We start from the raw sequence: 13,256 nt of genomic DNA, 5'->3' as shown, positions 1-13,256 counted from the left end.
TGCCACCATAGCGCCCCACCGCATGCCCGGAGATACTTGAGAACCCGTTGACCAAGCACGGGCCATCACCAGGGGCGCCGGATGAATACAAACAAATCAAGACAAGCCGGTGCCGGCATGGTGGGGCTGCTGCTGGCCCTGCCGCCCTTGCTGGCCCTCGGCATGGGGGGCGTTGAACTGGCCCACTGGATGCATCTGCGACAGGCCATCAGCCTGATCTTGACAGACGCCGCCCGGGTCGGCGCAACCCGGCAGGCCAACCCTCAGGCCATCGCCAGCGCCTTTGAATCCGGCCTGCGGCAGCTGTATATCCAACCGGACACCATCCAGCAGGCGCTGGCTGCACGGCGCCAGGCCTTGGGCACTTCGTGGATCATGCATATCGTGCAACCTAATCCGGCTGCCTTCCAGGACCATGCCGACCCGGACGTCGTGGGCACCCGCCAACCCCTTGGACAAGCCTTGATCCGCAACGACTATCAGGCCCAGCAACACGCCCAGCGCCAGGCCCAGGGTTGGCCGCAAGGACGTGGCCCGCAGTCCGGCCTGAATATCCACGAGGCGAACACGCTGGTCATCAATCTATGGTGGCCTCAGCGCCCCATGGTGCCCGGCATCGCGGCCATCCTGCAAGGACTGGCCCCCTTGAATCACGATCCCGTCGGCCAACAGATGATGACGCAAGGCTATCTACCGATACGCCGCCAAGTGCGCATGGTCATGCAATCCCACCCGGCAGACTGGCCGGCGCTGGCCGATGGCCGCATCCGCTACGCCACGGCGACAGGCGCACCTGAGGCCATAGCCTTGACGACAGGAGCGGAGCCCAGCAAAGACGCAGCAACAGACAGCACGTCCGCAAATCCGGACGTGGCTGAAGACATCAATCATATAGAAACTGGCCTGAACAGCCCTGAAGACCCGCTATTGTGCGGGCCATAGACCAGATGCGTAGCATCCGGCCAAAGCGCTTAGCGTGAGGCGGGTTGATCCGGCAGGATCTGGACCAGATATTCGCCCTCGCGAATCATATTGAGTTCTTGGCGGGCGCGTTCTTCGACCGCAGAAATCCCGGTTTTCAGATCCTGCACCTCGGCCAGCAAGGCGTTATTGCGGGCTGTCAGGGCCTGATTGTTGGCGGTCTCGACCTGCACCTGGGCCTGCAGGCTGCGCAGTCGCAGCCAGCCGCCCTTGCCCCACCACAAAGGGTATTGTGTGATCAGGGTAAGGGCCAGCAAGGCCAGGACGAGCAACCGCATCGGCGATAGGGATTAACGCAGGTTATAGAAAGCCGACACCCCAGGATAGGACGCGACCTCGGCGAGTTCTTCCTCGATGCGCAGCAACTGATTGTATTTTGCCATCCGATCCGAGCGCGACAGCGAGCCGGTCTTGATCTGCATGGCATTGGTGGCCACGGCAATATCCGCAATGGTGGAGTCTTCGGTTTCGCCGGAGCGATGTGAAATCACAGCGGTATAGCCAGCGCGCTTGGCCATTTCGATGGCCGCGAAGGTTTCGGTCAGGGTGCCGATCTGATTGATCTTGATCAGGATGGAATTGGCAATCCCCTGATCGATGCCCTTCTTCAGGATCTTGGTGTTGGTGACGAACAGATCATCCCCCACCAACTGGACTTTTTTACCCAGCTGTTCGGTCAGGATGCGCCAGCCTTCCCAATCGTCCTCGGCCATGCCGTCTTCGATGGAGACGATGGGATATTTATCGCACCAGGAAGCCAGCAGATTGGCAAAATCCTGTGAACTAAGCGCAATACCGCCCTCGCCTGCCAGGTGGTATTTGCCATCGCGATAGAATTCGGAGCTGGCGCAATCCAGGCCCAGCACCACCTGCGTTCCGGCCTCGTAGCCAGCTTCGGCAATGGCCTGCAGAATGAGTTCGATGGCGGCCTCGTGGTTGGCCACATTGGGGGCAAAGCCACCCTCGTCGCCCACCGCAGTAGACATGCCTTGATCGGCAATGATTTTTTTCAGGGCATGGAAGATTTCGGCCCCCATGCGCAGCGCTTCGCGGAAGCTGGACGCCCCGACCGGCAGAATCATGAATTCCTGCAGGTCCAGGGTGTTGTTGGCGTGCGCCCCGCCATTAATGACGTTCATCATGGGCACAGGCATTTGCATGGGGCCGCTGCCGCCAAAATAGCGATACAGAGACAGGCCGGCGTCATCTGCAGCAGCCTTGGCCACCGCCATACTGGCCGCCAAAATGGCATTGGCGCCCAGGCGGCTTTTATCGTCCGTGCCATCCAGATCGATCAAGGTGCGATCGATAAAGGTCTGTTCCTGGGCATCCAAGCCCATCAGCGCCTCGGAGATCTCGGTGTTGATGTGTTCGACGGCACGCAGCACGCCCTTGCCCAGATACCGGGATTTATCCCCGTCCCGCAGCTCGATGGCTTCCCGGGAGCCAGTAGATGCACCGGATGGTACGGCAGCACGGCCCATCGCGCCGGATTCCAGCAGGACGTCGCATTCTACAGTGGGGTTACCGCGCGAATCCAGAATTTCGCGCCCGATGATGTCTACGATTGCACTCATGCTTTGACCGTCCTGCAGGTGGATAGTGGAAAAAAATGAAACCCCACTATTGTAGCGGGGTAGTGTTTAGTCTACTTCGGAAAACCAAGCCTGTGGGGCTTGCAGTAGATACCTGAAGTATCTACTGCACAAATCACAGGGCCAGATCCAGCGCCCCGTCGCGCTTCACGCAGCGATCCAGTTCCAGCAATGTTTCCAGCAGGGCACGCATCTTGTCCAGCGGCACAGCATTAGGCCCATCAGACAATGCCTGAGCAGGATTGGGATGGGTTTCCATGAAAATACCCGCAATGCCCACCGCAACGGCGGCGCGTGCCAGGACCGGCACGAATTCCCGCTGGCCGCCAGAGCTAGTGCCCTGGCCACCAGGCAGCTGCACCGAATGCGTGGCATCGAACACCACCGGGCAGTGCGTGTTGCGCATAATGGCCAGAGAGCGCATGTCCGAGACCAGGTTGTGATAACCAAACGAAGCGCCGCGCTCGCAGACCAGAATGTTTTGCCCATCCCCACCGGCCTCGACCGCAGCGGCACGGGCCTTGGTCACGACCTGCTGCATGTCTTCGGGAGCCAGAAATTGGCCTTTTTTGATGTTGACCGGCTTCAGTGTCGCGGCACAAGCCTGGATGAAGTCAGTCTGACGGCACAAGAACGCCGGCGTCTGCAGCACATCCACCACGGCAGCGACCTCGCGGGCCTGGCCGATTTCGTGCACATCCGTTAGCACGGGCATCCCCAATTGCTGGCGCACGTCTTCCAGGATTTTAAGGCCTTCGTCCAGGCCGGGCCCACGGAAAGACACCCCCGAACTACGATTGGCCTTGTCGAAAGAGCTTTTGTAGATAAAGGGAATGCCCAGCGCCTGGGTCATTTCCTGCAGGATGCCCGCAGTTTCAAACGCGAGTTCGCGCGATTCGATCACGCACGGGCCGGCGATCAGAAACAAAGGCTGATCCAGACCCGCCTGAAAATGACATAGTTGCATCACGATTCCCCCTGGTGATCAGGATTTTTTGGGCTGGTTCTGCTGATAGGCCAGCGCCGCCTGAATATAGCTGGTGAATAGCGGGTGGCCATAACGCGGCGTCGAGGTGAACTCAGGGTGGAACTGCACCCCCATAAACCATGGATGGCTGGGGATTTCCATGATTTCAGGCAGGCTTTCGGTGGGCGTGCGCGCACTGATGACCAAGCCGGATTCCTCCAGGCGGTTTACATAAACGTTATTGACTTCGTAACGGTGGCGATGGCGTTCGTTGACCTCGGCCCCATAGATATCGAACGCCCGGGTGCCGGGCTTGACCGGGCAGCGCTGGGCGCCTTTGCGCATGGTGCCGCCCAGGTCGGACGAGGAGTCGCGCGTTTCGATCTTGCCCTCGCGGTCTTGCCATTCGGTGATCAGGGCCACCACGGGATGGGCGGCAGAAGGGTCGAATTCGGTGCTGTTGGCACCGCCCAGCCCGGCTACGTGACGGGCGAACTCGACCACGGCCAGCTGCATGCCCAGGCAGATTCCCAAGTAAGGAATACCCTGTTCACGCGCATACTGAATGGCACGGATCTTGCCCTCGGTGCCGCGCTTGCCAAAGCCGCCCGGCACCAGGATGGCATCCAGGCCAGCCAGGCAGCCAGTGCCCTGGGTTTCGATTTCTTCGGAATCGATGTATTCGATATGCACCTGGGAATGCGTATGAATGCCGGCATGCACCAAGGCTTCCGACAAGGACTTATACGATTCGGTGAGATCCACGTATTTGCCCACCATGCCGATGGTGACCGCGCATCGGGGATTTTCCAGATCATGCACCAGGCGATCCCAGACCGTCAGATCAGCAGGCGGAGGCGTGATCGCCAGGGCGTCGCACACCAGACTGTCCAGCCCCTGCTTGTGCAGCATGGCCGGAATTTTATAGATGGAATCTGAATCCCAAACAGAGATGACCGCATCCAGGGGCACGTTGGAAAACAGGGAAATCTTGGCGCGTTCGTCTTCGGGGACCGGACGGTCGGCGCGGCACAGCAAGGCATTGGGATAAATGCCGATTTCGCGCAGTTTTTGCACGGAGTGTTGAGTGGGCTTGGTTTTCAGCTCGCCTGCCGAGGCAATGAAAGGCACCAGCGTCAGGTGCACGAAGGCGCATTGATTGCGGCCCAGGCGCAGGCTCATTTGGCGCACGGCTTCCAGGAACGGCAGAGATTCGATGTCGCCGATGGTGCCGCCGATTTCGACAATGGCGATGTCGGCCTGACCGTCAAAGGCAGCCTTTGCCCCACGCGCAATGAAATCCTGGATTTCATTGGTGATGTGCGGGATCACCTGGACGGTCTTGCCCAGGTAATCACCCCGGCGTTCTTTGCGCAGCACCGATTCGTAAATCTGGCCGGTGGTGAAGTTATTGACCTTGTGCATGCGGGCGGACACGAAGCGCTCGTAGTGGCCCAGATCCAAGTCGGTCTCGGCGCCGTCCTCGGTGACGAAGACCTCGCCGTGCTGAAAGGGGCTCATGGTGCCTGGGTCTACGTTGATGTAGGGGTCCAGTTTCAGCATGGTGACCCGCAATCCGCGGGATTCCAGAATGGCAGCCAGCGATGCCGCAGCAATGCCTTTACCCAGGGAGGAGACGACTCCCCCTGTGACGAATACGTATTTGGTCATGTTGGATTACGTGTCCGGGGTGGTCGGACAGGAGCGGGAAATTGCGATTATAACCGCTATGACCGCCGACGGCGGATAGCCCGCCACTTCGGAAATCACCAGAAACGGGGTCACACCAGAAACGGGGTCAGACACGATTTCCAGGGAAAATCGTGTCTGACCCCGTTTCTGAAAATCGTGTCTGACCCCGTTTCTGCCGTTTCTGTAATCAGCCCAGTGCTTCGGTCCGCGCCAACAGCCAGTCGCGGGCAGCCCCATCCACCAGCGGCAGCAGCCGTTTGCGAACCTGCTGATGGTAGGTATTCAGCCAGGACAGTTCATCGGCAGACAATAGATCGGGCACCACGCAGCGGGTGTCGATGGGACACAAGGTTACCGTCTCGAACGCCAGAAAATCACCGAAGACGGTTTCCTGGACTGGCACGGCCAGCACCAGGTTCTCGATGCGGATGCCCCACTGGTGCTCGCGATACAGGCCGGGCTCGTTGGAGGTGAGCATGCCAGCCTGCATGCCCTGGTGCGGCCGCGCATGTGCGCGCACCGCAATGGTCTGAGGCCCTTCGTGGACATTCAGGAAATACCCCACCCCGTGACCTGTGCCATGGCCATAATCCAGGCCTTGGCGCCACAGCGGTTGGCGGGCCAGCGCATCCAGGGTGGAAGACGGCGTATCCACCGGAAACTGTGCCCGTGCCAGGGCGATATGCGCCTGCAACACGACGGTGTAGTCGGCCCGCTGGGCAGCGGATGGAGTACCAACAGGCACCACACGGGTAATGTCGGTGGTGCCGCCCAGGTACTGACCGCCGGAATCGATCAACAACAGGCCATCGCCCTGGATCGTGGCGTGAGCGGATTCCGTCGCCCGATAATGCGGCATGGCGCCATTGGCGTTAAAGCCCGCAATGGTCGAAAAACTGAGGCTGACAAAGCCAGGACGACGGGCACGCGCCGCCGATATATGCGTATCGACATCGATTTCGGTCAAGGTCTGCCCAGCCGCCAGGGCAGCCTCGAACCAGGCGAAGAACTCGCACAGGGCGGCGCCGTCCTGGGCCATGGCCTGACGGATGTTGTCGGCCTCGGCGGTGTTTTTGACGGACTTCAAGAGCTGCGACGGATTGATGGCTTCCAGCAACCGCAGTTGCGGGGCATGCACCAGAGTGCCCGCCGTGACCCGCACAGGGTCCACCAGCACGGGCGCATCGACCGGCAAGCGGGACAGATCCCCCGCCAAGGCGGTGTAATCACAAAGGTCCACCCCATCGACGGCCAAACGCGCCGCCAGATCGGCAGAGATTTTATTAGGGGCGATATACAAACGCACCCGGCTGGCATCCAATAAAGCATGCGCCAGAAAAACCGGGTTGTAATCGACATCGGCACCGCGCAGATTCAGCAGCCAGGCAATATCGTCCAGGGTGGACAACAGGTGGTAATCCGCCCCCAGATCATGCATGGCGGCACGCACTGCCGACAGATTGTCGGCCCGCGTGCGGCAGGCATGCGGCGGCAGGTGCTCGAACACCGGGGCCGTTGGCAGTGCAGGCCGATCGGCCCAGATGACCCCGACGGGATCCTGGTCCAACACCAGTTGAATATCGGCGGCGGCCAGACCGCGCTGCCAGCGCTGGGCACCGGCCCGATCCAGTACCCGGCCATCCACAGCCAGGGCAGCGCCCGGCTGCAGATGCGAGACGACCCAATCCTGCAGGTCGGGTACATCCGGGGCCCCGGCACGCATCAAGGTGATCCCGCTGCCTTGCAACTGGGTCTGAGCCTGGGACCAGTACCGGCTATCGGTCCATAGCCCCGCAAAATCCGCCGTGACCAGCAGGCTGCCGGCTGAACCATCAAAGCCTGATAGCCAGGTACGGTTCAGCCAGTGCTCGGGCGGGTATTCGGAGAGATGCGGGTCGGCAGTCGGCACCAGGCAGGCTTGCAAGCCCGCCTGAGCCAACTGGCCGCGCAAAGCGGCAATACGATCAAAAGGCGTCGCCAGGGTAGACAACAGGGTCACGGTACGTCCTTCAGGCAACAGCAGAGGTATCGAGCTTGGCAGTCGTCTTGGCGCGGATTTCGTCCACGGTGACGCCAGGCGCCAGTTCCGTCAGGCGCAGGCCGTTATCCGTGACCTGCATCACACCCAGGTCGGTGATGATGAGATTGACCACCCCCAAGCCGGTCAGCGGCAGATCGCATTCTGGCAGGAGCTTCAGGGATTCGGTGCCGTCCTTGGCTTTGGCGACGTGTTCCATCAGCACCACGACCTTGCCCACCCCGGCGACCAGGTCCATCGCACCGCCCATGCCCTTGATCATTTTTCCGGGAATCATCCAGTTTGCCAGATCACCTTTTTCGGACACCTGCATGGCCCCCAGAATGGCCAGATTGATTTTTCCGCCACGGATCATGCCGAAAGAATCAGCAGAGGAAAAAATGGACGAGCCAGGCAGGGTGGTGACGGTTTGTTTGCCCGCATTGATCAGGTCGGCGTCGACCTCGTCATCCGTAGGAAACGGTCCGATGCCCAGCAGGCCGTTTTCCGATTGCAGCCAGACTTCCATGCCTTCTGGCACGTAGTTGGCGACCTTGGTGGGCAGGCCAATACCTAGATTGACGTAAAAGCCGTCTTGCAGTTCTTGGGCAGCACGCGCTGCCATTTGTTCACGATCCCAAGCCACGATGTGCCCCCTTATTGACGAGTAGTACGTTGTTCGATGCGCTTTTCAGGCGTCGCATTGAGAACAATGCGGTGCACGAAAATGCCCGGCAGATGGACTTCATCCGGGTCGAAGGTGCCGGTGGGCACAATTTCCTCGACTTCGGCCACGGTGATCTTGCCCGCCATGGCGACATTGGGATTGAAGTTACGCGCCGTGCGGCGGAAGATGAGATTGCCGCTGCGATCGGCCTTCCAGGCCTTCACCAGGGACACATCCGGCGTCAGGGATTGTTCCATGATGTAGGTGCGACCATTGAATTCGCGGGTTTCCTTGCCTTCGGCCACCACGGTACCCACCCCGGTCGGCGTAAAAAATGCCGGGATACCGGCACCGCCAGCGCGCAGCTTTTCGGCCAACGTGCCCTGAGGGGTAAATTCGAGTTCCAGTTCTTTAGCCATGAACTGACGGGCGAATTCTTTGTTTTCACCCACATAAGAGGCAATCATTTTCTTGATCTGGCGCGTGGTCAGCAACTGGCCCAGGCCGAAATCATCCACCCCGGCGTTATTGCTGACGCAGGTAAGCCCCTGTACGCCAGAATCACGCAAGGCGGCAATCAGGGCTTCGGGGATGCCGCACAGGCCGAAACCGCCGACCGCAATCATTTGATTGTCAGCCACGATGCCCTGCAGCGCAGCGGCAGCGCTTTGATAGACTTTATCCATACGACCTTTCCTTTTTAAGGCTTAAACCGAAAAATAACGCGACAGCACCTGCCGATCGGCATCGGTCCAGGGAACAGACCGCCCGGTGGCGCCATCGGCACAGACCAATATGTTGCGGCCACGGGCATGCAGAATCTGCGTGTCCTGGGCATCAGCGATCCAGCAGTCGAATTCGATGCTGGAGCGGCCCACACGCAGTAGCTTGAAGCCCACGACGATATCAGCAGGATACAACAGCGGTTTGAGAAAATCACACGACGCATGGGCCAGCAGCCAATTGCGGTCATGCCCGGGCCCCAGGCCCAGCGCCATCACCAAACGTACGCGGGCTTCTTCAAAATATCGAAAGTACGCCGCGTTGTTCACATGGCTCAGGGCATCCATATCGCCCCAACGCACCGGCAAAACAATTTCAAACGTCCCTGAAGTCGTTTGAATATCAACAGTTTCTGAAGACATAAGGGACTCCTGATCCACAGTCGGGCATCTGACCAAACAAAAGTGCAGTATACCGATCTGCAATACAATCAAGCCCAGTCCAAGCATCATAAAACGGGGAGCCATCCACATGACTGAACGTGAATCCATGGAATACGACGTCCTTGTCGTCGGCGGGGGGCCAGCTGGTTTAGCGGCCGCCATCCGACTAAAGCAGTTGGCCGTCGAACGCGGCCAGGAGGTCAGCGTCTGCGTCCTGGAAAAAGCGGCCGAGATCGGCGCCCATATTCTGTCCGGCTGTGTGATGGACCCCCGCGCAATCACCGAGCTCATCCCCGACTGGCAGGAAAAAGGCGCACCGCTGGGCCTTGCCGTCCAAGAAGACCGGTTCCTGTTTCTGTCGGAACACGGTGCCCGCAGCACCCCCGCCTGGCTGCTGCCGGATTGCTTTAAAAACCACGGCAACTACATTGTGCGCCTGGGTCATGTCACCCGTTGGCTGGGTGAACAGGCCGAAGCCCTGGGGGTCGACGTGTTCCCCGGATTCGCCGCCGCTCATCTGCTGACGACCGAATCCGGCGCCGTGCGCGGGGTACTGACCGGTGACATGGGCGTGGCGCGCGATGGCAGCCACACCGATGCCTATCAGCCGGGCATGGAATTGCTGGCGCGCTATACGATTTTTGCCGAGGGTTCCCGTGGGCACCTGGGCCGCCAATTGATTGAAAAATACCGTCTGGATGCCGGACGCGACCCCCAAAGCTATGCCATCGGCATCAAAGAACTCTGGGAAGTCGATCCGGCCCAGGCCCGGCCCGGCATGGTGATGCATACCGCCGGTTGGCCCCTGGATTCCGATACGTATGGTGGGTCCTTTCTGTACCACCTGCAAGACAACCTGGTGGCCGTGGGCCTGGTGGTGGGCCTGGACTATGCCAACCCCTGGCTATCGCCCTTCGAGGAATTCCAGCGCTACAAGACCCACCCGGCCATCCGCACAACCTTCGAAGGCGGCAAACGCGTTGCCTACGGCGCCAGGTCGCTGACTGCAGGCGGGCTGCTGTCTCTGCCAAAAATGGTCTTTCCGGGCGGCATGCTGGTGGGCTGCGAGGCTGGCGTGCTGAACGCCTCGCGCATCAAGGGCAGCCATTCTGCCATCAAGACCGGCGCCCTGGCTGCCGAGGCAGCCTTTGACGCCCTGGTCGCTGGACGCAGCCATGACGAACTGACCGCCTACCCGGCTGCGTTCGAAGCATCCTGGCTGCACACGGAACTCAACAAATCACGCAATTTCAAGCAGTGGTTCAAAAAAGGCCGCACCGTCGGCACGGTGATGACCGGGGTGGAACAATGGCTGCTGAAGGGCAACATCCCCTGGACCATCCACCGCACCAAGCCCGACCACGCCTGTCTGCAGCCTGCCGCCCAGTGTGCGCGCATCGACTACCCGAAACCAGACGGCAAGCTGACCTTTGACCGGCTCAGTTCGGTGTTTATCTCTAACACCAACCACGAGGAAAATGAGCCCTGCCACCTGACCCTGAAGGACGAGTCCGTGCCGGTACAGGTCAACCTGGTGAAATTCGGCGGCCCCGAGGCACGCTTCTGCCCTGCCGGTGTATACGAATTCATCAAGACCGAAACCGGCGAGGATAAGCTGCAGATCAACGCACAGAACTGCATCCACTGCAAAACCTGTGACATCAAGGACCCCACCCAGAATATTGTCTGGGTGACCCCCCAAGGTGGCGAGGGGCCGGTCTACAACGGCATGTAAAATGCGGCCCGGGGCACTGCGCTGTGCAGTGCCCGATTCTTACCCCGCAAGGATGCCGGCCTTTGGCCCAGCGCTATGGATATTGCTTACGCCACCAAATTCCTGGGCGCCCTGTTCGCCATCATGAATCCCTTCATTACCCTGCCGCTATTTCTGGCGCTGACCAGCCAGAAAACAGTGGCTGAACAGCGCAACCTGGCTGTCGCGATCCTGGGCTACACCGCAGTCATGTGCCTGATCATCGCCCTGGCAGGCAGCCACATCATCAGCTTCTTTGGCGTCAGCCTGGATTCCTTTCGGGTGGCGGGCGGCGCAGTGCTGATCGGGATCGCCATGTCGATGCTGAACGGCCAGCCGATTACGTCGCACGAGCGCGCCACCCAGGAAAAAAGCGCCAATACTGCGGCGGCGGTCGCCGAGGGGACGGATGACAATCCTGCCTTTTACCCGCTGACTTTCCCCATGATTGTCGGGCCCGGCACCATTGCCACCCTGATCATTTACAGCGCCCAGGCACGGGATTCCGCCCGCATCGTCAGCTTTGGAGTGGTCCTGATCGCCGTGCTGGCGGCACTATTCGTCGTGCTGTATTTTGCGGCCTCGATTGGCCGCCTGATGTCCACCAAAATGCGCGTCATCATGGCCCGCGTCATGGGGATCATCCTGGCGGCCATTGCCGTCGAGATGCTGTTTGCGGGCATCCGCGCCCTGCTGCCCGGGCTGGCCTGACGCGCATCTCCCCGACGCTCGCTATCTTTGGCATCCTTGACACCGCTTTGTGTCAGGTTCAGTATTTCCATCAGGTCGTTCCCAATGCCTGCTACTCGATGGAAGAGGATCACAATCATGCCAACCATAGACCGACGAAGATTTTTATCAACAGCGGGGGCGTCCGTTGTTTTGGTGGCCTGCGGCGGCTGCGACAGCGGTGGGGGCACTGGAAACCAGGGTGATCCTGATATGCGGGTTGTGGACCCAGAAGCCCCGACGCTAGGGACAGGAACCCCAGGCACCTGCTCTCAGAGCGCCGTCGGCATGGATTTCCCCTTGTGTATCGACCTGACACAGTCCGATCTGCCAACGAACACACCCATCTACGCCTACATCGTGGGCTTGGTCCAAGTGGACGCAGATCACCAGTACCAATACTGGCTGGACCCCAAAGATGGCTTGCCCAAGAAAATGGCCGTCACCGATAATCAACAAAAGGCGCGGACTTTTCCGGATTCCGATCAGCTGTCCACCGCCGACCAGGCAATCATCGCCAACAACTACCCCATGGATTGGGCCGATTTCAGCATCCCCCTGTCCATGGGCTGCCAAAACTACATCGACCTGGGCACGATATCCCCCAACAACATTCCGGGCCTGGGCACGGGGATCAGCGCCTTCAGCGGGCGCATCTATTTTTCGATTGGCGTGCCCAGACTGCCGTTCGTGGTGTTGGAGAACAGCAACCCGAACGCTGCGGAACCCATCACCTACTCCGCCCCCTCGGTCAGCGGATACCCCGGCATGGCCACTTTGTTCGACTGGATCGAGTTTTCCTACGATACAGACCGACTGTTTTACGGCAACACGACCCAAGTGGACCAGTATGGATTTTCATTAATTCTGGATGGCGCCCCCGGCGGGGCAACACAGGGCAAACAATTATTTTCCCGCGCCGAAATCTTCAACAAAGTCAAAACCCTGCCTAGTAATTTTTCGCACTTCATCAAAGTCCAGGCACCTTCGGCGTTCCCCGCTGCCCTATCGGATAAAGATGGCTTTGTCATGCTGCGGGCGTTGTCACCCGTCATTTATACCGACCTGGAACAAGCCCTGCAAGAAGGCACGATCAATGACTATTTCGATGCGGAAGTCCTGACGTGGTACAAACGCTGGGAAACACAGCCCCTGCTGACTTACGAGCCATCCAGCGGCTACTACTGTGGCCGTGTCGAATCCGGCGTACTCACTTTCTACCAAGGCGAAACCCCCACCGGCACGCCTGCATTCAAGATTACCAGCGCAAACGGCCCTGACGGCCGGATTTCGTCGCATGATATCTGGGCCTGTGCCGGGGGTCTGGCCAGCGGCGACAGCAACGCAAAAAACACTCAAAAATCCATTGCGGCGGCTTTTCAGCGGGGGGTCATGTCATACACGCTGAATACGGACACCTGCGTCAACGAAGCCAGCCGTTTTTACCAGGCAGCGCCGTACAACCCCTGGGCCAAGCTGTTTCACGAAATCAGCGATAACGGGCTGTCCTATGCGTTCCCCTATGATGATTTGTGCGACCAAAGCACAACCATGGTGCTGCGTTCGGCACAGAACGTCACGATTACCCTGCCCAGGTTTTTCAGTTAAGCATCTCTCCATCGCCTGCAGCAGGTGCCCTGGTCCATGAAAATCAGCCACGCAGGGCCTGCGGATTGGTCGGTTATTTTT

12 protein-coding genes are annotated in these 13,256 nt (G+C 59.7%); 4 read left to right on the top strand and 8 right to left on the bottom strand.

Features of this window, described 5'->3' with window-relative positions; translation table 11 throughout:
• Nucleotides 1-81 precede the first annotated feature (81 nt).
• Nucleotides 82-942 (top strand): hypothetical protein, encoded by an 861-nt coding sequence (locus VDP81_RS12075; protein ID WP_323012475.1) that lies wholly within the window; start codon nucleotides 82-84, stop codon nucleotides 940-942.
• A gap of 29 nt (nucleotides 943-971) precedes the next feature.
• Here VDP81_RS12075 and ftsB read toward each other — a convergent pair whose 3' ends face one another.
• The 8 genes from ftsB to VDP81_RS12035 all read right to left on the bottom strand — a co-directional run bounded on the left by ftsB (nucleotide 972) and on the right by VDP81_RS12035 (nucleotide 9,064).
• Nucleotides 972-1,259, bottom strand: a complete 288-nt coding sequence (ftsB, locus tag VDP81_RS12070; RefSeq protein ID WP_322997055.1) for a cell division protein FtsB — start codon at nucleotides 1,257-1,259, stop codon at nucleotides 972-974.
• Between the two features lie 12 nt (nucleotides 1,260-1,271).
• Nucleotides 1,272-2,558, bottom strand: coding sequence for a phosphopyruvate hydratase (gene eno / locus VDP81_RS12065; protein WP_322997054.1), 1,287 nt, complete (start codon nucleotides 2,556-2,558; stop codon nucleotides 1,272-1,274).
• Between the two features lie 133 nt (nucleotides 2,559-2,691).
• Entirely contained in the window at nucleotides 2,692-3,543 is an 852-nt protein-coding gene (gene kdsA / locus VDP81_RS12060; RefSeq protein WP_323012474.1) for a 3-deoxy-8-phosphooctulonate synthase, read from the bottom strand.
• 18 nt (nucleotides 3,544-3,561) lie between these two features.
• Complete coding sequence (locus VDP81_RS12055) at nucleotides 3,562-5,214, bottom strand: CTP synthase (protein ID WP_322997052.1); 1,653 nt, start codon at nucleotides 5,212-5,214, stop codon at nucleotides 3,562-3,564.
• A 208-nt stretch (nucleotides 5,215-5,422) separates the two neighbouring features.
• Nucleotides 5,423-7,216, bottom strand: coding sequence for an aminopeptidase P family protein (locus tag VDP81_RS12050; protein ID WP_323012757.1), 1,794 nt, complete (start codon nucleotides 7,214-7,216; stop codon nucleotides 5,423-5,425).
• Nucleotides 7,217-7,244: 28 nt separating this feature from the next.
• Complete coding sequence (locus VDP81_RS12045) at nucleotides 7,245-7,898, bottom strand: CoA transferase subunit B (RefSeq protein ID WP_322997051.1); 654 nt, start codon at nucleotides 7,896-7,898, stop codon at nucleotides 7,245-7,247.
• 11 nt (nucleotides 7,899-7,909) lie between these two features.
• The gene (locus tag VDP81_RS12040) at nucleotides 7,910-8,605 is read right to left on the bottom strand and encodes a CoA transferase subunit A (RefSeq protein WP_322997050.1); all 696 of its coding nucleotides are present in this window, start codon (nucleotides 8,603-8,605) and stop codon (nucleotides 7,910-7,912) included.
• 21 nt (nucleotides 8,606-8,626) lie between these two features.
• Nucleotides 8,627-9,064 carry a thioesterase family protein gene (locus VDP81_RS12035; RefSeq protein WP_322997049.1) on the bottom strand — a complete coding sequence of 146 codons (438 nt, stop codon included), beginning with the start codon at nucleotides 9,062-9,064 and terminating at the stop codon, nucleotides 8,627-8,629.
• 109 nt (nucleotides 9,065-9,173) lie between these two features.
• Between VDP81_RS12035 and VDP81_RS12030 the strand changes: the two genes are divergently transcribed.
• The 3 genes from VDP81_RS12030 to VDP81_RS12020 all read left to right on the top strand — a co-directional run bounded on the left by VDP81_RS12030 (nucleotide 9,174) and on the right by VDP81_RS12020 (nucleotide 13,175).
• Nucleotides 9,174-10,820: an electron transfer flavoprotein-ubiquinone oxidoreductase gene (locus VDP81_RS12030; RefSeq protein WP_323012473.1), complete on the top strand. Its 1,647-nt coding sequence runs from the start codon at nucleotides 9,174-9,176 to the stop codon at nucleotides 10,818-10,820.
• A 75-nt stretch (nucleotides 10,821-10,895) separates the two neighbouring features.
• Nucleotides 10,896-11,549 carry a MarC family protein gene (locus tag VDP81_RS12025; RefSeq protein WP_323012472.1) on the top strand — a complete coding sequence of 218 codons (654 nt, stop codon included), beginning with the start codon at nucleotides 10,896-10,898 and terminating at the stop codon, nucleotides 11,547-11,549.
• 117 nt (nucleotides 11,550-11,666) lie between these two features.
• The gene (locus VDP81_RS12020) at nucleotides 11,667-13,175 is read left to right on the top strand and encodes a beta-1,3-glucanase family protein (RefSeq protein ID WP_323012471.1); all 1,509 of its coding nucleotides are present in this window, start codon (nucleotides 11,667-11,669) and stop codon (nucleotides 13,173-13,175) included.
• Nucleotides 13,176-13,256 lie beyond the last annotated feature (81 nt).

Source organism: Castellaniella sp. (assembly GCF_034675845.1).
GTDB lineage: Bacteria > Pseudomonadota > Gammaproteobacteria > Burkholderiales > Burkholderiaceae_B > Castellaniella.
The sequence above is the reverse complement of the archived record's forward strand: the minus strand, read 5'-3'. Positions and strand labels throughout refer to the sequence as shown.

What these genes read in the sequence shown, in the direction of transcription:
- VDP81_RS12075 (WP_323012475.1), top strand. Translation starts at nt 82, where the DNA reads ATGAATACAAACAAATCAAGACAAGCCGGTGCCGGCATGGTGGGGCTG.
- ftsB (WP_322997055.1), bottom strand. Translation starts at nt 1,259, where the DNA reads ATGCGGTTGCTCGTCCTGGCCTTGCTGGCCCTTACCCTGATCACACAA.
- eno (WP_322997054.1), bottom strand. Translation starts at nt 2,558, where the DNA reads ATGAGTGCAATCGTAGACATCATCGGGCGCGAAATTCTGGATTCGCGC.
- kdsA (WP_323012474.1), bottom strand. Translation starts at nt 3,543, where the DNA reads ATGCAACTATGTCATTTTCAGGCGGGTCTGGATCAGCCTTTGTTTCTG.
- VDP81_RS12055 (WP_322997052.1), bottom strand. Translation starts at nt 5,214, where the DNA reads ATGACCAAATACGTATTCGTCACAGGGGGAGTCGTCTCCTCCCTGGGT.
- VDP81_RS12040 (WP_322997050.1), bottom strand. Translation starts at nt 8,605, where the DNA reads ATGGATAAAGTCTATCAAAGCGCTGCCGCTGCGCTGCAGGGCATCGTG.
- VDP81_RS12035 (WP_322997049.1), bottom strand. Translation starts at nt 9,064, where the DNA reads ATGTCTTCAGAAACTGTTGATATTCAAACGACTTCAGGGACGTTTGAA.
- VDP81_RS12030 (WP_323012473.1), top strand. Translation starts at nt 9,174, where the DNA reads ATGACTGAACGTGAATCCATGGAATACGACGTCCTTGTCGTCGGCGGG.
- VDP81_RS12025 (WP_323012472.1), top strand. Translation starts at nt 10,896, where the DNA reads ATGGATATTGCTTACGCCACCAAATTCCTGGGCGCCCTGTTCGCCATC.
- VDP81_RS12020 (WP_323012471.1), top strand. Translation starts at nt 11,667, where the DNA reads ATGCCAACCATAGACCGACGAAGATTTTTATCAACAGCGGGGGCGTCC.